At 37.7% G+C, this 18,527-nt stretch carries 31 protein-coding genes and 1 tRNA gene; 27 read left to right on the forward strand and 5 right to left on the reverse strand.

Going from position 1 to position 18,527, the window contains the following annotated elements; genetic code table 11:
- The first annotated feature begins 402 nt into the window (after positions 1 to 402).
- The 14 genes from PL9214_RS11115 to PL9214_RS11180 all read left to right on the forward strand — a co-directional run bounded on the left by PL9214_RS11115 (position 403) and on the right by PL9214_RS11180 (position 5,669).
- Positions 403 to 681 carry a helix-turn-helix domain-containing protein gene (locus PL9214_RS11115; RefSeq protein WP_072718882.1) on the forward strand — a complete coding sequence of 93 codons (279 nt, stop codon included), beginning with the start codon at positions 403 to 405 and terminating at the stop codon, positions 679 to 681.
- 79 nt (positions 682 to 760) lie between these two features.
- Complete coding sequence (locus tag PL9214_RS11120) at positions 761 to 1,300, forward strand: hypothetical protein (protein WP_072718883.1); 540 nt, start codon at positions 761 to 763, stop codon at positions 1,298 to 1,300.
- Positions 1,301 to 1,339: 39 nt separating this feature from the next.
- Positions 1,340 to 1,630 carry a hypothetical protein gene (locus PL9214_RS11125; RefSeq protein WP_072718884.1) on the forward strand — a complete coding sequence of 97 codons (291 nt, stop codon included), beginning with the start codon at positions 1,340 to 1,342 and terminating at the stop codon, positions 1,628 to 1,630.
- The gene (locus PL9214_RS11130) at positions 1,623 to 1,808 is read left to right on the forward strand and encodes a hypothetical protein (RefSeq protein ID WP_072718885.1); all 186 of its coding nucleotides are present in this window, start codon (positions 1,623 to 1,625) and stop codon (positions 1,806 to 1,808) included. Before PL9214_RS11125 ends, PL9214_RS11130 begins: the two co-directional genes overlap by 8 nt.
- A gap of 85 nt (positions 1,809 to 1,893) precedes the next feature.
- Positions 1,894 to 2,091, forward strand: a complete 198-nt coding sequence (locus PL9214_RS11135) for a hypothetical protein (RefSeq protein ID WP_139295035.1) — start codon at positions 1,894 to 1,896, stop codon at positions 2,089 to 2,091.
- Between the two features lie 7 nt (positions 2,092 to 2,098).
- Positions 2,099 to 2,347 (forward strand): hypothetical protein, encoded by a 249-nt coding sequence (locus PL9214_RS11140; protein WP_072718887.1) that lies wholly within the window; start codon positions 2,099 to 2,101, stop codon positions 2,345 to 2,347.
- Between the two features lie 10 nt (positions 2,348 to 2,357).
- Entirely contained in the window at positions 2,358 to 2,711 is a 354-nt protein-coding gene (locus tag PL9214_RS11145; RefSeq protein ID WP_139295036.1) for a hypothetical protein, read from the forward strand.
- Positions 2,712 to 3,020: 309 nt separating this feature from the next.
- On the forward strand, positions 3,021 to 3,416 hold the full coding sequence (locus PL9214_RS11150; protein ID WP_072718889.1) for a hypothetical protein: 396 nt from the start codon (positions 3,021 to 3,023) through the stop codon (positions 3,414 to 3,416).
- A 71-nt stretch (positions 3,417 to 3,487) separates the two neighbouring features.
- Positions 3,488 to 3,730: a hypothetical protein gene (locus PL9214_RS11155; RefSeq protein WP_072718890.1), complete on the forward strand. Its 243-nt coding sequence runs from the start codon at positions 3,488 to 3,490 to the stop codon at positions 3,728 to 3,730.
- Positions 3,730 to 3,909, forward strand: coding sequence for a hypothetical protein (locus PL9214_RS11160; RefSeq protein ID WP_072718891.1), 180 nt, complete (start codon positions 3,730 to 3,732; stop codon positions 3,907 to 3,909). The genes PL9214_RS11155 and PL9214_RS11160 overlap by 1 nt, the downstream gene beginning before the upstream one ends.
- A 134-nt stretch (positions 3,910 to 4,043) precedes the next feature.
- Positions 4,044 to 4,565, forward strand: coding sequence for a hypothetical protein (locus PL9214_RS11165; protein WP_072718892.1), 522 nt, complete (start codon positions 4,044 to 4,046; stop codon positions 4,563 to 4,565).
- 2 nt (positions 4,566 to 4,567) lie between these two features.
- Entirely contained in the window at positions 4,568 to 5,071 is a 504-nt protein-coding gene (locus PL9214_RS11170) for a hypothetical protein (protein ID WP_072718893.1), read from the forward strand.
- Positions 5,071 to 5,322, forward strand: a complete 252-nt coding sequence (locus PL9214_RS11175) for a hypothetical protein (RefSeq protein ID WP_072718894.1) — start codon at positions 5,071 to 5,073, stop codon at positions 5,320 to 5,322. Before PL9214_RS11170 ends, PL9214_RS11175 begins: the two co-directional genes overlap by 1 nt.
- Positions 5,307 to 5,669 (forward strand): hypothetical protein, encoded by a 363-nt coding sequence (locus PL9214_RS11180; RefSeq protein WP_072718895.1) that lies wholly within the window; start codon positions 5,307 to 5,309, stop codon positions 5,667 to 5,669. Before PL9214_RS11175 ends, PL9214_RS11180 begins: the two co-directional genes overlap by 16 nt.
- 320 nt (positions 5,670 to 5,989) lie before the next feature.
- On the opposite strand, the gene PL9214_RS11185 is transcribed toward PL9214_RS11180, so the two are convergent.
- Positions 5,990 to 6,271 carry a hypothetical protein gene (locus PL9214_RS11185; protein ID WP_072718896.1) on the reverse strand — a complete coding sequence of 94 codons (282 nt, stop codon included), beginning with the start codon at positions 6,269 to 6,271 and terminating at the stop codon, positions 5,990 to 5,992.
- A gap of 61 nt (positions 6,272 to 6,332) precedes the next feature.
- On the opposite strand from PL9214_RS11185, the gene PL9214_RS11190 reads away from it, so the two are divergent.
- From PL9214_RS11190 to PL9214_RS11215, 6 genes are all read left to right on the forward strand, one after another.
- Complete coding sequence (locus PL9214_RS11190) at positions 6,333 to 7,526, forward strand: hypothetical protein (RefSeq protein WP_072718897.1); 1,194 nt, start codon at positions 6,333 to 6,335, stop codon at positions 7,524 to 7,526.
- Between the two features lie 118 nt (positions 7,527 to 7,644).
- Positions 7,645 to 8,013 carry a hypothetical protein gene (locus PL9214_RS11195; RefSeq protein ID WP_072718898.1) on the forward strand — a complete coding sequence of 123 codons (369 nt, stop codon included), beginning with the start codon at positions 7,645 to 7,647 and terminating at the stop codon, positions 8,011 to 8,013.
- A 41-nt stretch (positions 8,014 to 8,054) separates the two neighbouring features.
- The gene (locus PL9214_RS11200; protein ID WP_072718899.1) at positions 8,055 to 8,408 is read left to right on the forward strand and encodes a hypothetical protein; all 354 of its coding nucleotides are present in this window, start codon (positions 8,055 to 8,057) and stop codon (positions 8,406 to 8,408) included.
- A 7-nt stretch (positions 8,409 to 8,415) separates the two neighbouring features.
- Positions 8,416 to 8,835 (forward strand): hypothetical protein, encoded by a 420-nt coding sequence (locus tag PL9214_RS11205; RefSeq protein WP_072718900.1) that lies wholly within the window; start codon positions 8,416 to 8,418, stop codon positions 8,833 to 8,835.
- Between the two features lie 14 nt (positions 8,836 to 8,849).
- The gene (locus PL9214_RS11210; RefSeq protein ID WP_072718901.1) at positions 8,850 to 9,158 is read left to right on the forward strand and encodes a hypothetical protein; all 309 of its coding nucleotides are present in this window, start codon (positions 8,850 to 8,852) and stop codon (positions 9,156 to 9,158) included.
- 140 nt (positions 9,159 to 9,298) lie between these two features.
- The gene (locus tag PL9214_RS11215; protein ID WP_072718902.1) at positions 9,299 to 9,802 is read left to right on the forward strand and encodes a hypothetical protein; all 504 of its coding nucleotides are present in this window, start codon (positions 9,299 to 9,301) and stop codon (positions 9,800 to 9,802) included.
- 57 nt (positions 9,803 to 9,859) lie between these two features.
- Here PL9214_RS11215 and PL9214_RS11220 read toward each other — a convergent pair whose 3' ends face one another.
- Positions 9,860 to 10,918, reverse strand: a complete 1,059-nt coding sequence (locus tag PL9214_RS11220; RefSeq protein WP_072718903.1) for a hypothetical protein — start codon at positions 10,916 to 10,918, stop codon at positions 9,860 to 9,862.
- 28 nt (positions 10,919 to 10,946) lie between these two features.
- Between PL9214_RS11220 and PL9214_RS11225 the strand changes: the two genes are divergently transcribed.
- From PL9214_RS11225 to PL9214_RS11255, 7 genes are read left to right on the forward strand one after another with little or no spacing between them, the layout of a single operon-like run.
- Positions 10,947 to 11,885 (forward strand): hypothetical protein, encoded by a 939-nt coding sequence (locus tag PL9214_RS11225; RefSeq protein WP_072718904.1) that lies wholly within the window; start codon positions 10,947 to 10,949, stop codon positions 11,883 to 11,885.
- A 1-nt stretch (position 11,886) separates the two neighbouring features.
- Complete coding sequence (locus PL9214_RS11230; protein ID WP_072718905.1) at positions 11,887 to 12,321, forward strand: acyltransferase; 435 nt, start codon at positions 11,887 to 11,889, stop codon at positions 12,319 to 12,321.
- Complete coding sequence (locus PL9214_RS11235) at positions 12,314 to 13,522, forward strand: hypothetical protein (protein WP_072718906.1); 1,209 nt, start codon at positions 12,314 to 12,316, stop codon at positions 13,520 to 13,522. The genes PL9214_RS11230 and PL9214_RS11235 overlap by 8 nt, the downstream gene beginning before the upstream one ends.
- Before the next feature lie 9 nt (positions 13,523 to 13,531).
- Positions 13,532 to 15,466, forward strand: a complete 1,935-nt coding sequence (locus PL9214_RS11240) for a hypothetical protein (RefSeq protein ID WP_072718907.1) — start codon at positions 13,532 to 13,534, stop codon at positions 15,464 to 15,466.
- A 24-nt stretch (positions 15,467 to 15,490) separates the two neighbouring features.
- Positions 15,491 to 15,862 carry a hypothetical protein gene (locus PL9214_RS11245; protein ID WP_072718908.1) on the forward strand — a complete coding sequence of 124 codons (372 nt, stop codon included), beginning with the start codon at positions 15,491 to 15,493 and terminating at the stop codon, positions 15,860 to 15,862.
- Between the two features lie 28 nt (positions 15,863 to 15,890).
- On the forward strand, positions 15,891 to 16,268 hold the full coding sequence (locus PL9214_RS11250; RefSeq protein WP_072718909.1) for a hypothetical protein: 378 nt from the start codon (positions 15,891 to 15,893) through the stop codon (positions 16,266 to 16,268).
- Positions 16,265 to 17,221 carry an IPT/TIG domain-containing protein gene (locus PL9214_RS11255; RefSeq protein ID WP_072718910.1) on the forward strand — a complete coding sequence of 319 codons (957 nt, stop codon included), beginning with the start codon at positions 16,265 to 16,267 and terminating at the stop codon, positions 17,219 to 17,221. The genes PL9214_RS11250 and PL9214_RS11255 overlap by 4 nt, the downstream gene beginning before the upstream one ends.
- A gap of 38 nt (positions 17,222 to 17,259) precedes the next feature.
- Here the strand turns inward: PL9214_RS11255 and PL9214_RS11260 are convergent, their stop codons facing one another.
- The 3 genes from PL9214_RS11260 to PL9214_RS11265 all read right to left on the reverse strand — a co-directional run bounded on the left by PL9214_RS11260 (position 17,260) and on the right by PL9214_RS11265 (position 18,527).
- On the reverse strand, positions 17,260 to 17,553 hold the full coding sequence (locus PL9214_RS11260; protein ID WP_139295037.1) for a hypothetical protein: 294 nt from the start codon (positions 17,551 to 17,553) through the stop codon (positions 17,260 to 17,262).
- 433 nt (positions 17,554 to 17,986) lie between these two features.
- Positions 17,987 to 18,241: a hypothetical protein gene (locus tag PL9214_RS30585; protein ID WP_139295038.1), complete on the reverse strand. Its 255-nt coding sequence runs from the start codon at positions 18,239 to 18,241 to the stop codon at positions 17,987 to 17,989.
- A 215-nt stretch (positions 18,242 to 18,456) separates the two neighbouring features.
- Positions 18,457 to 18,527 (reverse strand) — tRNA-Gly (locus PL9214_RS11265).

The following is an 18,527-nucleotide window of genomic DNA, read 5'->3' on the forward strand; positions in this document are numbered from 1 at the left end:
AGGAACCATAGGGTTAAGCCCCAAGCTCCAATCAAGATGGGCAAATAGTATTGATGTTGCATGGCACAAAACGAGGGTATGACCCCCGATGGGTGTTGGGTGTTAGTAGGAAGAAGATAGTGGCGGGTATGGTGTGGGTATCTTTTTGAAGGAAGCGGGGGGAAATATTCACCCCCGTTTTTTTTGGCAATTTGGAAAACTTTCAGTTGACAAACAAATCCGCATTTTCTCTACATCGCTAAACCTCCTGTTACAACCCCTCGTAAAAAGGGGAAAATCTTGATTACACCAACTCAGCAAATCCTTAACGCGGCATGGCTGAGGGGGGTAATTGTCGTCTACGGAGTCTAGTAAACCTTACTCGTTATTTTTACTCGTAAGGTTTACTAGATTTATGCTACTATGGTTTCAAGAAAAAAACAAGCAATTCAACGGGAGGGTACTAAAACGAACTTAAGACAGTTGCGGGAAGCCCTGGAGATGACTCAAGTGGAGTTTGCTGTAGCGATTGGCATTTCTCCTAGCACTGTAGGCAAGTGCGAACAAGGAATAACTGAGCTTTCTTTAGAGGCGGGTTCCATCAAACGACTGCATCTATTAATGCTCAATAAATTGGGGTACGGCGTTGAACGGTTGCCTGAATCCCTTAAAGCTGTATCTCAAGAGGAAATTTTCGTTTAATGGCTAATCAATGAGGGGAATTGAATTATTTAGTTTAATTCCCCTTTATCAACAATCAAATCGGAGTTAAAGTTAAAGAATGAAAGCTAAAATCATTTCAATTAGTTACACTTTTCAAAAGAATGATAAACAGTTTTCTATTTCCTATCAAGCTGAATTAGAGGACTGGGAGAACGAGAAAGAAAGCATTGATTTCTTAAAACAGAAATGTTTACAGGCTGCCGAAGAAGCGGGATTTAATACTAAAACCGATAGCGGGGAAGAACTGGAGGGATTGATAAACCGCAATCAGGAATTAGCAGAAAAAATTGAATCTGCCCAAGATACTTTCAGAAAAATAGCTAATGAGCTTAACGTTTACGAAGAAGACATAGCAAGTGTGACAGCAATTCATAAAGCTATCAACAATTTTAATTTGTACGAGGTTGGGATAGCTGCAAATGATTTTAAAAATTCTTATGAACATTTGGCTGATCATCGTCAAAACCTGCAAGAGCAAATTAATGATTTCATTAATGCAATGAATCAGTTTTTGCAAGAGAACCAACTGGCTATTCCGGTTGAGTATCAATTTAAACAAGCCCTGGTTGAGTTGAAGAAAATCAATGAGTGTTTATAAAAGATGTTGCGATAGTTCAAATTATTGAGGAGGAGAGAAATGAACTCAGTTTTAAAGCCACAAGCAATGGCACTTCTAATTACTTTGAAAGATGTTTTGAAGGAGATGGAACAGAAAGAAATTCAAGATTTGACAGGTTTACTTGCAGGAATTAGACATTTCATTAAAACAATAGAAACAGGAGAAGTAAAGTTTTCCATTCCAGAATTAATCTATCTGATAGACAACATGATCGGAAGTTGTGAACGGTTAAAAAACAAACTTCTTGATATTCGATGGGCTATCACAAATCAACGCCAAGAAATTTATCGTGAAAACGAAAATGAATAATCCTATTGAGTGTAACACTGATTCAGAGGGAGTTAACCCTAAAGATTTCAAAGAGGAAACCAGTGATTATATTGACGCTCTAACCCAATATCTGGAAGAGGAACAGTTAGATATTCCGAATAAGTACAAATTGGAAGAAGTTATGGAATTGTTAACCGATGTTGTTGATTATTTGTAAGGGGGTTTAGATGCTGACAGACCGACAAAGAGTCGCCTTAGAACTTTTTAAATTTGCAGTTGACACACCTCTTGGGCTTAGTTACATGGCGAGAAACATTGAAGGAACCAAAAAGCTTATTAAAGACGCTTTAACCGTTACTGATTTGTTTCTGGATAATTCTAGTTCCGAAGAGAAAACCAATGAAATTATCAGCCAGTTCCAAGCTAATAACCAACGGTTACAAGAGATAAACGATGCGTTATTGGATACCCAATATTCAGAACCAACAACAGGAAACTAAAGGCAACATGAACGATGAAGACTACCTAGGCATTACAGCCCTCGCACTTTCTACCCTTGCAGAATTAATGGTTGATAGTATTGACCCCAAAGATGTTCGTCCTGTTTTGATGGAGGTTTTAGTAAACGCATCTCTTAAATGGGGTACTGATACAAATTCGACTAAAGAAGACTTTCTGATTGAGGTTAAAAAGTCAATTGATGAAGTCCGGGCCTGGAGAGAAAAATACAAATCAATTTGTGCCGACTCAAACTAACGAGGTAAATATGAACACTGACCAAATGACATTAGAACAGCAACATGATGAATCGGAGAATGTATGGGAAATTAAGTACAAGTTGTTAAAGAGCAACTACGATTACATCTCCAAAGAAATTGACCAGAAAAGAGACAGAATTCTTGAGCTATCTCAACAACTTAAGGATCGGGAAGCACAGATTAAAAAGCTTACAGAAACGGTAGCTGAGTCAGAAATCAAGATTAAAGCCGTTCACAGTATTAGTCAAGTAACCGGGAAAACCAGCCTAACCCACGCCCAACGGAGAGCTATTGCCTGGGTTCAGGAAAGTATCTTGGCTGGAGAGAAGGTAGCCAACCCCAGTTTTTACGACGAGTTCTAAAAAATGATCCACCCCCCTCTCGTTAAGGGGTAGTCCCCAGGGGGGGGTGGATCATAACTTTTCCCTTACACAGTAGTTGATTCAGCGTTCATGATCCACTGATCCACCTAAAAATGAAAAAATTTGGATTTTACACATTTTCATTTTTACTCTGGTTCCCCTAAGAATGATTAATACACCTCTAACCCTTACCCCTTCTCTGTTAGAGGTGTTTTAGCAAAAAGCACTTTATTTTCGCGTTGTGCATTTTCCAAGTTTTTTGAGTGGGGGGTGGATCATGGATCATTTTCAAATCTGAGGAGCTAAATCATGCCAATGGATTTAAACCGATACCCGAAAAATTGGAGAGCGATCGCACTCCAGGTTAAAGAAGCCGCCGATTGGACTTGCCAGAATTGCGATCGCCCTTGCCGTCACCCCGGTGAAACATGGGATGAGTTAGAGAAACGGGTTGAGAATAATTGGGAGGTTTATGTGGAAATCGATACAAAGGAATTTGGAGTTGTGGAGGTTTCCAAATTCAATCGTTTCACCCTCACCGTCAGTCATCTCAACCACAATCCGATGGATTGCCGCCCTGAAAATCTCCGGGCATTGTGCAGCGTTTGCCATCTTAAATATGATGCCCGCCATCATGCCCGTTCTCGTTCTGGTAATAAATTACGGCGGCGGGAAGCTGTCGGGCAACTACAGTTATTTTCTTAATTGAAAAGCGGCTAGTCCCACTCGTAAAAACTAGCCGCTTATTTCTTACCCCACTGTCATGAGGTATTTCTATGTTGACACAACAACTGGAAACTTTAATAGAAAACTTAATGCGTCGTCATAATGTCCCCATTCTTTATCCTGGGGAATTTGGTTACAAAATGTTAGCGGCACGACTGATCAAGAAGGAAGTAAACCACTGGCTTAAATCAAATGGAGCGACACCCGATGTAACGGTTGAAATAGTCCGGTGTTGGTTTTATCGTAAGTTTCCCAGTTGGGTGATAGCAGTCTTAAATTCAGGAGACAAATAATGGATAATTTCTGGAATCCTCAAGAATATCGTCAAAACCTAATCAGAGTCATGATTAAACTCCTGACAGAAAAACCTGAAACGTTACATACGGTAAATGTAGAAAATGCTTATGCAGAATTAATAGTAAACAGAGATGAAGAAGGCAACGTAATAGAAGACGATTTTCTGGAAATGTAATTTTAAAATCTTGTGCAATTTAAACAACTTTGTAGACCCTCCAGTACGGAGGGTTTTATATTCAGTACGGAACCCAATTTTTTAGTACGCGACGTTTACTAAACCTTTACTGAACCTTTACGGAGCCTTACGGAATGAACGAAACCGTTTACTCACCCCAAGATTTAAGCGACATTGTGGGGATGAGTGTAGCTCATCTCACCCGAACAAAAGATGGGCCGATCGCACGAATTTTAGAAACTCATTATTGGGAAACAGACCGTATTTCACCCGATGGAAAATCACTCACCGAATATGGGCTTGATATCCTAGAAAATTATCTTTCTGAAGTTGGGAAAAGTGGTAAGGGGATAAATTACGAAACTTGGCAAAAAAGCCGACAAGAAAAGTTTGCTCCTAATGAATCCACAGCGTTAACAACTGCGGATCAACTACCCTTAATTCCCGTTTCTTCTTACACTCCTCAAGCTGGGGAATTTCACTTAATGCCCTTTAATTTGACTCAAGAGTTAGAAGTTTGGGCTACTCAACAAGCTAACGTTACCAAACAGAAAACCCTTGACTTTTTCAGACAAGCCGTGACAATTCCTGCGGTTCAAGGGATTGCTGAAGGTCAAGCCGAACTCAAAGAAATTCTTAGCAAATTAGGAGTATAAAAATGGGCTTACTCGGACGTTTTATGGGTGGCGGTTCAAAATCTAAATCTTCAACTGAGGGTTTTGACTTTACTCCTGGCTCTACTCAATCCATCTCAGGTCAGGAGTACAACTGGAGTTCTTACTATCAAGGAAACTTTGATAACTTTCAACGGATTACACCGGAAGAAGTGGAAGCGGCAGAAGAAACCGCCAAGGAAATGGAACAACAGGTTGGGCTGTACGGCCGGAAGTTTCAGGCAGATACCAGTAGCGTTGGGTCGGTTCGACGGATTCACAACAGCGAACAGGTTCATACTCGCAACCGGATTACTCAGATAGTCGGCGCTCGTGATCAGGCGATCAAAACTCAGGAGCATTTAGCTGAAAAGATTGCACCTCAAATTCATGAGCAGAACGAACGGCTCGGACTATCTCAAGAAAAGGGTCAAAGAAAAATTGCACAAATTTCTGAGCAATTCTCTAAACGGCGGGAAGCACTCGCTAATTTACGGGGGGGAATGTAATGAAACAGGCACGAATTTCTGATCTATTTTGCTTAGGTTTAATTGCGTTTAATCTGGCCCTTGCCATTCACTTTGCGGTTAACAACTGGATATTTACCCTGTTAATTATTGGGGTGAGTGTTCCAATATCTATCATCTTTCTGGTAGGGGCTGAGAATAAAGAAAAAACCACTGATGATGAACAGACAAAAATAATCTTTACCAGTGCGACATCAATAGTGGGGGGATTGGTGGCATGGCTCTTAATTTAAAATCTGATCCGATGATCTTCTGGATCATCATTGGGGGAATTGTTTGTACAGGAATAGGTATAAGCAAATGGGTTAAAATTTCCCCCTATAAAGATGCTCTAATCCCAGTTTTCTCGGTTTCAAGTGCAGCGTTGGGAGTTTGGGGATATCGCAGAAACCAACGGAATAAAGATGTTGAAATTTATCTCCAGTTAGCCCGTTCTGCTACCGATAATCAAGTTGCTGATGAAATCACCACGATTGAGGTGATTAACCAGAAACAACAGGAAATCAACCTAGGAGTTGAATTAGCCAAGTTAGAGGAAATCCAGTTAAACGTCAAAGCACGGTTAGAGGAATTCCAGTAGTTACGGCGGTGAACGATATTGTACAAAATCAAATAACTGTCAATCCTTAACGATTCCGAATTATTCGGAATCGCTCTTTTTTAATCCACATTTAGCGAATTACTCAACGCCTCCTGAAAGTCCTTGTCAATGAATGAGAGTTTGACATCGTAATACAGTGGAATTTTTTTAATCAGTTTTTTAGGGTCTGGAACTGAGATAGCGCCACCTAACCTTTTAAATTCTTCATATACAATTGAATTAATAGATACTCATCAAGTTGGGTCAATTAAGCGATCGCTAATAAGCTTTAACTAAAAAAATTTAGTTAAAGCTTAAAGTTATCTTTTATCGCCGTCGAAATCATCCATAGTAGGGGGCTGGTAGTCAGTAGTTTTTTCGAGATATTTAATCAGGGTATTTACTTTGATAGCCCAAAATTTATCGCGTTGACGTATTTCTTGCCGGACAGATTCGAGCCCCCCATTAATATCTTTATGGTTTTGCGTAATCTGGGATTGTAATCTTTCTTCCCACTGTGAAGCCTTCCAGACTGCAACCAGAATTACCATAATATTTGAGGCTAAAAGAAAGATTAAGTTAAAATCAGAAATTTTCATCATAGTTTGGGGTTTTGAATTTAAATGTTAAAATTGGCACATTACTATTCTAATTTTAGCAATAATGACGGATTTAGATTGGCAGCTATTCTTGGCAAACAGTATTAAGCAAGCCAAAAAAGTCACCAAAACCCGCGATCCCAAAGGAAGAAAATGGGCTTTCGCGGAATCGCCTAATTATCGGGTTTTTGAGACCTCCCCGTCGCAAAAACTCGACAAAGGCAAAACCTACCTAATTAGTGGCAGTGAAGCCACAATTATGCTCCAAGCTTCACTGATAAAGGCAAGTCACGATATCTTGGGGCAACGATTGGGTTACACCATTGATTTTGATCAGTGGTTTGAGGATTTTTCCCTAGAATTTAAGAAAAATCCGATAACTGGAGAGTACAGAGAAGGAATTATTATTACAGACGATACAGATTTAGCAGCTTTAAAATATTGGGGGGTTCCTTATGCAGAGCGCCCCAAATTTACATGGATTGAGCCATCACCAACAGCAACCGATAAACAATTAGAAGATTTTAATAAATTAGGCTATTCAGTTATTAAGTTTTGGAAAAATAGAAGTTTAGATGATAAATGGAGATTTGTTAGTGGAACGTTAACGGAAATCAGACAGCAATTAATAGATTTAATGAGAGTTGTTAGTGTTGGCTCTAGTAGCGAATCGGGCTACAGAGCAGAAACCATTAGTTTTGTCGGGCTTCCTAAAGTAGTTTTATATTTTAAAGAATTATCTTCTGATGTTGAGCCAGGTTATCTTGCTTTAGAATCAAGAATGAGTTTTAGGATTGTTGACAAAACCGACAATCCTAATTCTCCATTGCCAAAAATAACTAAGCAAGATGTAAGAAATCTTGCAATAAAAATTAGAGACCTTTTTGTTCTTCCAACCCCTTATAAAATTCATAGGGGGAAAGAAACAGTAAGTGTGAAAGACAAGAATAGGGGGTATGATGGATATATTTATGTTTATTCTCAAAATGACGGAATACAACTTTTTACAAAAATGTATGAAGCGCAAAATTTAATAATTGATTTAACAAAAATATTTCATAGAATAACTATTGACTCAATTAACGCTTATCCAATAACTCAACCAGATATTACGGTATTAGGAAAAAACATAAAGCCTAGCCGAACTCGTCCAGTAGGATATGTTCAATTTCATGAGGCTAAACTTTTTCTGAGTCGGCTAGACGCCCCAATTAGATTATGTGACGATATAGGGTATTTGTACAATGAATCAGATTAGAATCTTGAAAAAACCGTTTTGTAAACTAAGTAAACTGGTACAAGTTTACATAAAGTTGATAGGTATATTTTTTAGATGCTAGGGTAAAAGAGTAAACAACCCCAGAAGAGGCGCGAAAATGCCAACACTAGCAAATACTTCACTATTTACTTTTAAAGCAGGGGGAACGGGAAGCGCAACGGACTATGTTGTCCGATTATCCAATCGTTACAGCGACGCAATCGCAGCCATTTTAGGATTAACAAAAGTTGCATCTGGAAGTGCAGCTACAGGAATGCCAGTAACAGTAAATCAAGCTATTAGTGCCGGATTACTTATCAAGCTACGAATGAATTATCGAAAAAGTGGTGGGAAAAAAAGGGGAGCAGTTAACCTGGTTTGTGACTTAGAAAAAGTTCAAAATGCAGTCAGTTCTTTAACTGATATGGATTATGACGGCGGGAAAATTATTAGCGTTAAGGGGGTTCCCAGAGTTAAATATCGGTAATTTTTTTAATTTCACACTTTGAATTAATAATAGGAGACAAAATGGCGAAAAAAAGTCAAATCATGTACGCAGAATCAGGGACCGAAAAATTTTATTTTAAAGCCAGTATTGCCGACTATACGACGGAAGTTGCGGCAGCCTGCGGATTCACTTTAGCTCCTGCGAGTCTATTGCCACGTCCTTTGGTTGACCAATCTGAATTAGTCCGATGTGGACTGTGTACACGTCTTCAGGTTCGACTAGCTAATGGAGAAAACCCACCGACTACGGCCAGCCTTTTAGTAGCAGTAACAGATGCTAGTGCAGCAATGGCTTATTTTAATGCTGGAGGGAAAACCTTGCATAGTAAAACTGTTTTAAGTGCTAATTTCAAACGCGACAAATTCTACGTTTAATTAATTAATGCCATTTACCGATGCCTACGGAACTTGGCTAGAAGTAGCCACAAATCACGAACCGAGTACAACTTGGGCAATTTTTGACGAACCCACCCAAGATCACAAATTATTTAGGTTTAAATTTTCAACGGATTGGGATAGATGGAAAAATCCTGATATTGGGTATCGGTCCTTTGGCATCTTTAGGCATCACTATCATGATGATGGAGGCAATTTCAATTTAATTGGTGACACTCGCAAAATTTACCCAACGCAAGAACCACAACTCATTGAACTCCCCATCTTAACTTCGATTGTTGATAACCCTTGGTTTATCCGAAAAGCCGGATTTGTTCGCAAATTTTATGCAAATCATCATTGGATCGAAAACAATCCTACATGGGATTTAAAATGGAGCGTTACAATTGAATTATTCTTGAATTAAAAAAAGGAAAAACGATGGATTTAGACCCGCAAGATATTATTTTAGCCCTACCTGATGCCAGTATTATTAAATCTGGACTAGAGGCAATTGGTACAAATGTAGATGCAATGCAGCCTACAGATGAATTGCTGTATTTTGTTAAGGCTTACGAAGAATGTCAAACGGCTTACAATACCGGAACATTACCAGACATGACAACTGTACTACCAATGACCACAATTAATACTACTGTTGTCGGAGACGGAATCGAACGAACCGTAAAACAAACATTACAGTTTAAGCAAAACTTTACGGTTAATTCAATTGACCCCATCATCCTCTAAAATAGTAGGGGTAATCGTTGCCCCTACTATCCAATAAAGCAAAAAACCATCCCATCCCCGTCCACCCAGAAAAACATTAACAGCAAGTATATTAAAAATAGTTTCAAACGGCAGCTTTTCACCACCATTTCTTTAGAAATATGCTTATTACCCCATCTCAATATCCTCAATTTGCTGACACAAGCCTAGAATCTTTAACATTAAGTTTAGCGCGTAAAACTTTAGAAATTCAGAAAAACCCGGCGCTAAACTTAACGAATGACACAATTATTGACATTAAAGAAGATTTAACCAAAGAAGTAACAACCGTCACTCTTAAGGATTTACAAGCGACAATTGATAATGGGACTTTCTTAATTAAAAATTATTTTAATTATGATTTTACGGACGGGACTGGGATTTATCCTTTTAATCGGACAAGCTTAGTTGACGCTTTAATTCATGTTTTAATGTTTCAGCAAAAACAAGAATTAATTATTGCCCAAAACCCCGGTAGTTTGATGTGCATTGATTTTGATTTTGCGAATGTAACCGAGATGAATATGGCACAACAGCTACTCGTTAACGCAACCCTAACCGATTATCCGATTACCGTAACCAATGGTACGACTAATGTTACCGCCGCCAAACCTTATTTGATATAATATAAAAAGCATTTCTAAGATTCTAACCTCTAGGAGCCTAGGGGTTTTCGTTTTCAATTAGGCGTAACGGAACTCGAAATACTCCTCAACATCGTCCTCTATTACGTCTTTCATCCCGTCCAACATTCCCTCCACAAAGGATTTAATTCGAGGATCGGCAATACTGTCAACTTTAGATTCAACCCAGGTACTAATCTTCCAGTCTTTAATCTCGTTCTCTTTAGTATTTGGGTTCTCCTCGTCCCCCCATCCTTCAATTAAGCGTACAAAATCAGGATTGATTTCTTTTAAACCGGGCATAGATGCCACAGCTAATTTAACCGCACTTCTACCCTTCAAAAATGAAAATAAAAATCCAATCCGTTTCGCTGCATTTAGCCCTACCCAAGAAAAATTGGTTATTCCTTGTAAAAGTTCCTTGCGCTTATCATCGGCATATTCAGAATAAGCCAGCGCCAAGCCATTAATGTCGATTGTTACTTTCGGCGGCGACATAATACCCGTCAATACAAACCGCATAAAACTAGAGCCCAAAAACTGACCTGCTTGACCATAAAGCGAATCAATTATTGCCGTGATCTGCTTCCAAATTTCACTATCTGGGATATCAAAATTGAAGTCATAGATAATATCTCCAAAATTTAATAGACCCGACACCATTTGAGGAATTGTAACCCCCGTAACTTGCTGAATTGCGAATGAAGCTGCAAGAGCACTTCCAGCTAAAGCAAGATTTTTTGTTGCATTTAAAGCATTGTAAATAGGGGCAATAGGGTTGCCATTTTGAAGAACATACCCCGCGAAAACAGTGCCAGCCGCAGCAAAACCTCCTCCTACCGCCGCACCGATAACTATGCCAGGAAATCCTGCGAACGAACCTATCAAAGCCCCCGAAAAAGCTCCTCCTGCAATGTTGCTGACCAAAGTTGCTGTTTTGACTAACTTTGCCCACCAGCTATCCGAATTAGCGATGGCTTTGACGGCATCCTTAAAAAATTGGCTAATGCCAGCGAAAAAATTTTCATCCGGCGCTCTTTCCTTATCTGTCAAAGAAGTGCTCAGGGTTTCCCCTCTGATTTTGCTAATGTCTTCCGGTTTTAGTTCTGCTGCTGTCATAATAGTTATATTGCTTTATTTATTAATTATGCCAATAATTCCTGCTGGTTGGTCAGGATTGCAAACAGTGAATGCTATAGATACAGGAGGAGCAGGAAGCGGTAGCCCTATCTATCAATTTGCTAAAAGTGTCAGTTTGACAATTTTAGAGCTTGACACTTTTATTGATTTAGTAGGGACAAGCACAGAGCCAATAAATAGAGAATTATCCTTAGATATTGTATCGGGTGGGATTAGGCTTTATTGGAAGAATCTTGATGATACCTACGCATTAATTGATCAAAGTGAATTAATTTCTGAAGATCGCTTTACAGATACTTCTCTAGGGAAATTAGGGCTAGCTATTAAAGCGATTGAACCTAGTGAATTATTTTTTGCGATAAAATGGGATACTGATTTAGATTTTTATATTTACACAAGCACATTACTAGAGGATCTGATGATTAATCCACAAGTACGTCTTCTGCTAGGAACAGGAAACAATTACATCCCTAGAAACGTTAATGATTTTGATAGTGATCCAACACAGTATTTAATAAATCTTAACAAAATAAAAAATAGTGACACTAACACTACAGGATTTAAAATGTTCGATATTTATTGCTTTTATCCTGGAAAACCCATCACCTTTAACATTGTTAGTGATTCTAGTGTTGATGGCCTGGCTATGCAATTATTTGATCCTGTTAATGTTGCTGAAGCAATATTTGATGTTGCCAATGATGTAATTAATGCAGAACTAAATGATCTATCTAGCTCTTTTGTCGGTAATGTTACTCGAAGCGCCTATTTTATACCTGTAATAAATGATCAGATAACTGTTACACCTAATTTTTCGATACACTTAGGACGGTTTATAGGAAAAAGTCAAGTTACACATCAAAAAGATACTGTAATTATTCGAGATTATCTCCCCAATTCTGACCCGTCGATTGGCGGGGCGTTTGTTCTTACAGGGGAATTTTAAAATGTTAAAAAACATAATTAAATCAATAATCAATAGATTTAATAATAAACTTAAAAATATATCTATTGATTATCCTAAAAAGACACAAATTAGTAATAATGTTTTTATTGGCAAGAATACGGTAATCAGAAGCAGGGGGGGCGTAACAATTGGCAAGAATACTGTTATAGCTTGCAATGTAACAATCCTTTCGGCGAATCACGATTATAATCATGGATTACCTTTTTCTGATGATTACATTCTTAAGCCTGTAATTGTTGGTGATAATGTTTGGATAGGCACGGGTGTAATTATTTTACCTGGAATAACAATTGGTAGTAATGTCGTTATTGGTGCGGGTACTATTGTAAACAATAATATTCCCGATAATTACATTATTTGTAATGAGACAAAAATAAAAATTATTGGTACTAGAGAGAGTAAAAACAATGGATAAATTAGAGTTTTTAGGTGAAATTAAGTCATTGTGTATTCACGGGGGAATGCAAGGGGAATCCTTACCATCACCAATTTCAGATGATACAGCAGACGGAGGAAGATTATGGGTAACAGCACAAATCTATGATCCCAGACAATTATTGTTAGAATCAATTCCATTAGAACATATTGATCTAAAAACTTTAGTAGCAAGTTTAAAAATCGAATATCTACAAATACATTATGACTTTCCTGGCTTACCACAAATACCTTCTTCAAAGTTGGAGGCACTTGGTAATAAACGGGATTCTATAATAACTCAGCAAGCGAAAACTGTTAATTTCAAAAGAGAATATAACCCATTAACAGGATATGCTGTAGAGATTAAATTAGTTAAAGGATTTGTGTTTTCAGCGAGTAATAGATTTCCTTACGGCAGCGATAGATCATCAGAAGCATTCCAGTATTTACTGAAATTAATTAATTATAATAATGATTATCTTAGGGAGATGTACCCTTTTGATTCAAAATATTATAATCCACACCGAAAATGGGAAGACGAAAGATTATCAAAAGGATCGCAATTTTTTCAGACTGAATTTGCAGAAAATTTTGATACAGCATATCGCAATCACCCGATCAATGAATATTTATACAATGGTGGATTAGCTGGATTTTTAGATTTAATTCCCTATATAATGCCTAATGGAAATCTGATATTCAACAATCTAAATGAAGCCTATTATATTTCTACTGATATCTGCAAGTTAGGTACTACACCTAACCCTACCTATGGTTCACCCGTAGAGAATCAAATTATTATAAACGGGGGATTCAGTGGAACAGCACAATATAAAGAAAGAGAAAAAAAAATAGTACATGATCAATTAAAATCGATTAATATTCCTTTGACTCCGACTCCAGTTAGGATATTAGAAGAAACAGACAAAAGAGCATTAATTTATCTAACAAATAATACTGATAAAAAATTATTTTTTTCATTTGGGAGTAGTTATTTTACTACACCATTATCGCCATATCTGAATCCGGGAGATAGTTTTACATGGGAGCATGGTGAAATTATTTCACTAGGCGGCGGATCGCTAGGGTATTTAAAAACTTACGACAAAAGGGCATTCTTTACACTACCTTTATACGTTTTAGGAGAAGCACTCGCAAAAGGAACCGTGAACTGCGATCAATATGTATTCGATTATTAATTAAAAACTATGGTAATAACATCGCCGAAACTATCAGCAACCCCCCCGCCTAGTTCTAGTAATAATCTAGGATCAGGAAGAACAGCATCACAAGCTAAAAATTTAGCATCAGGAAAAGGTTTTAGCGCAAGTAATTTACAGCCTAAAACGGCAAGTCAAGCTAAAAACAATATTGCACCTTTTAAACGCCCACCGTCTGGCAATAGTGGCGGGAGTAGTAGATCATCTTCGTCATCCCTTAGTTCAAGTGCCAAATCCTCATCAGGATTATCAGGAGTATCTAAAGCAGTAGGAGCAACTCGTTTAGGGGTAAATGCTAAGGGTGATATAAGTTTGGGGTTAGGCTTTGGTAGCGTAGGATTAGGTGTTTCTGCAAAAGGCGATATCTCTCTAGGTTTAGGGGTTGTTTCTGTCACGATTGATCCCCGCGATGCTAATAATAGCGCGATAGGTTTTGGCTTCAATACAATGACAATTACAGGCACAAAAGAAGGATGTACTACTACACTTTTTTATAAAATTTTAGGACAAGTTGTTAATACAGAAACACGAGTAGATCCGGCTTGTAAAAACAGCGAGCCCATTACAGAACCCGATCCAAAAACTAAGGAAGATATTAAAAAAAATGATAAAAATCAACCTGATCCGCCTAATGATTCTGGGTTGTCTGGGTTATCTGATCCGATAGAAATTCCTGTATTTCCTGGTAAAACTTATGCAATTATGTATGAGGGTTCGGGAGAGACGGATTATTATAAAATGCTATCAGGAGATAGTACATATTGGTTTTTACCAATTGATGGAGGTGATAGCGCGCATACTGATGTAGGCGATAAAATTATTCCTATTTTTAATAAATTATCGCCTGAGACAAAAGTAGCATTTTATGAAGCTTTGGGAACAAGTTATACTTTTGCACCCTGGACAACACAGATCCACCAAGGACAAGAAACCTTTGTCCCTGAAGGGCAAAACAACGAGCATCAACGATATTGGTATGGTGAAGGAATCACTCATTGGCTGAGTGATTATGGGGGAAATACAAGGGAACCTAATTTTATTACCCCTTCATGGAATACTAGAGTATTTATGGTTTATGATAATCAGAATATGCAATGGTTTCTCAAAATAGACAATTATGACGGAATACCGAATAGGGTGAAATGGCTACCCGGAACACCAAATTTAAAAATAGTTGAGATACCATCAATCAAACCAAGGCAAAAATCTAATACACCTACAAGGACACCTGTTATGGATGAATGCTGCGAAGAAACTAAAGAAATGATTAATGATATCTATGAAATGTTGGGTGGGGATGATTTCCTTGAAAAAGGAATAGAAATCCCTAATCATCTATTTATCCCAGGGGGAAAAGATGATACGCAAGCATTGACTTACAATGCAATCCTAAATATTTTATTCAGAACATTAGATCATCGTACTTGTGGAGAGGTAGAAGTCTCCATCGCCGATAACAACATCATGAAAGAAGGCGATCAGCCTTTAACAATGAAATTTATCAATAATACGGCAGCAACAGGTAAAATAATAGAATTAAGCCAAAAACAAAATTCTGATTTAGTTGCTGTGCTAAATTTGTTAATGCGATTAAGTTGGATTAGTGTCCAGTTACTGAAGTTAATAAATTTAATTAATGGAACGGTTAACGCTATTACTAAATTTTTAGATGTTCCTATTCGGGAGAAAATAGAAAATGTTGAAACGCCTTTCGATATTTCATTAGGTCAGAAAGTCGGATTTGACCAAAAAAAACCCTCAGAGGATCAGCTTATTAAAACTTTAGATCTGGATAACCCAGAAAAAACCCTTAGCATTTTAGATAAATTCATGAATAATGCTAAAATACCATTGAAAATCAAAACCTTTATCGGGACAAAGGAAGGAGGAAATTTCTGGTGGATGATGAACAAAAAAGGTTGAAGATAATAATAATAAGGAATAAAAATGCCTAGAAAGATTAAATTATCAAAAAAAGATGATGTAATCGAATCGATTGAATCTTCTACTCCCACCCCCAGTAGCAGACGAGGTGCTAGATTAGCCAAAAAAGATCCGAAGGCGGCTCTAGCAGAAAGTATTGAATCGAAGGTTAAAGAAGCTGTATTGAAAATTGAGAAACATCGCGCAAATCAACGGGAAGATACTGAAATCGCTAATGGAAAAGGAGGAGGTGAAAATTTAGAATTTTTTGCGGATGATATCTCGAATGATTACGGGTACACAAAGAAAGATAGTAAACAAGCGAAGGAAAAACCCACAACAGATTTTATATTGCGTCCTGTTTCGGAAATGGATGTATATAATAGTAGAGATTAAAGATATTTAAACACCAGAGGAAATAATTATGTGGACAACATTTTCCAAACAATCAACGACTACACCCCAGAAAAACCTAGTTCCCGGTGATTTTGGCGCCGCATCAACAATCACGATTTCTGATAATGCTGACGGGGTAGAAATTATTCCAGCAGATGCTAGTAACAATGTCCGATTTGCTAATTTAAGTCTTGAAAATAAAGCCGATAGCAATGGTGATCCAATTTCAATTTATATAGGGATTGGATTTGATCCAACGCCTACCCTTTACAGCTTTGAATTATTAAGCGGACAGCAGGAATACGCGATGCAGATTAACGGGCAACAAATTAAAACCATTTGTGAGAGTGGTCAAACCATTAAAGCTAATATTCAACTAGCTAATGCGATTATTAAAAATTTATGACAAGTTGGAATAATTTCAATAACAAATCAAATTCAATAACTCCCTTTATTTCTGAAATAAAGGGAACCGCTTTAATTGGGCAACCTTCTGAAATAACGATTAAAGGATCAAACTTCATCCCAGATTCTCAAATCATCTGTGGCGCTGGGGAAATATCAAATGTTAGAATCTCTCCAGAAGAAATAATTTTTGATTGTATTGCGACGACTTCCGGTAGTTATCCGGTTGAGATTAGGAATAAGAATCTATCTAGCAATGATTGGAATAGACCGGCTAGTCCTATTCTGATTGCTAGAAATTCGTTAAATATTACTAATGGTTGGTTAGATTTCAGAACAGCTAATAGTGCAGGTTTTGGGGGTGTGACCAGTCACATAAACCAAATTTTAAGCACCAAAACTTTTAGCAACTCTGGTTATACTTTGGATGCTACCAGAGGATTGATTTTTAATAATTTTACTTTTACTGCTAATAGCCAAAATAATTATATTCAATTTAATTCTTTTTCATTTCCATTGTCTGCCAGTAAGCTTGAGTTATTCGTGAATTTTGAAACTACCTTTACAACAGTTTCCGCAAACAGATTAAGAGTCGGAATTGGCATACCTGCTAATAATAACATTTTAGCAATGAACACAGATTTCACAACCGGAAATTTATTGTTTAGTCAGAGATTTATATCGCCCTATATTGGAAACTCTGTACTCTATTTTGGGAGCGTGAATAATAACTTGTTAAATAATAATTTTTATTATTTAAAATTTATTTGGGATTTTATTGCCAAAAGAATTGAAATCCATAAATTAAGCAATAATGATTTAGAAGCAATGAACAAAATAGAAGAATTGCCTATAAATCTTTTAGGGAGATCTACAGAAAATTTAGGAGTGCCTCTTTTCAATTTTTATAATTCAGGATCTTTGAGTTCAGTTGTTGCAATGAAAATTGATTAAATAAAAATCCCCCTTAAATTTAATAAAGGGGATTTAATTTATTTCAGTAGGGTTAAAGCTTGCCTGATAGCGTTTTTAATTTTTCCCCCAGCATTAGCTTTTAAGGTTAGGCTATCCTCTAGGATATCCTTTACTTGTTGATTTATACCTGTATTCAGGTTTGATTGTTCCGTCGTACATATACTTGTATTCAGGTTTGATTGTTCTGTTGTAACTATACCTGTATTCAAGTTTTGTTTACCCTTATTCAACTCGGTTTTTAGGGTATTAGTCTCAAGGGTAGTGTTCAGTTCTTCATTCTGTTTCCTTAGCTCCTCAATACTTGTATTCAAGTTTATTTTAACAATTGCGATCGCAATCCCCCCGGTGTCCCATTCCGTCAAAGGGGGTTGTCTGTTGGGGGTGATTTTTAGAGAACTTGCACCAGTTGCACCAGTTCTGCACCAGTTCTGCACCAGTTGTTGCACCAGTTGAAGCCTTATATATCAAGGGTTTGCACCAGTTGCACCAGTTAGATATACAAATGAATAAAATTTAAACTCAAAATTCAAAAAAATATTACTAATATTCCTACTGCTGTGGCTACTGTGATTAAAGCGGCGCCTAAAAACCTGGAATAAGCGGTGGCACTGAATCAGTGGGGTATTTGGGGGGTTAACAATCCAGTTATCTCTGAGGCAATCCGGGTATTAAATAGAGTCCTAAGCTTCCAGGGTAATACTGTGGGAAAATTTAAACCCAGAATCCGAGAGACGCTGCAACAACTCAGAGCCAACGACTCACCCAGTCCTGAAATCTGACCGCAGTGGTTTGGCAGAACCGTAGATATAAATGATAGGGGCCTGTTGTTCCAGGCTTACTTATATTGTGTGGGGTAGACATTGAAAGTCTGGCTCTGACCGTTTCCGTTATCAAGTTTCTTGGGGGATTGGGAGAGCGATCGCTGTCGTTGTTGTTGGGATTAAAAATTGGGGTGAGGTTGACTGCCGTTACTCCGGCTATTAAATAAGGATTGACCATTATTGGCGGTGTTGTGTCTGGGGAATGGTGATGTCTAAAGAGTTTGAAAACAAGGTTTAGGGATTACCTAAAATTTGACTCGTCAGCTTGACTCGTGCGAGTCAAATACGAGTCAAATTCTGAGAAAGTTAAATTGTTAATCCCAATAATTAAAAACCCCTACGCCGTAGATAGGGTAGGGGTTAGAGGGAATGAATAAATATAGTGTTTTGTAAAGCGGGTGGCGGGAATCGAACCCGCATTAATAGCTTGGAAGGCTATAGTTTTACCACTAAACTACACCCGC

The sequence above is a fragment of the Planktothrix tepida PCC 9214 genome (genome assembly GCF_900009145.1).
Lineage (GTDB): Bacteria > Cyanobacteriota > Cyanobacteriia > Cyanobacteriales > Microcoleaceae > Planktothrix > Planktothrix tepida.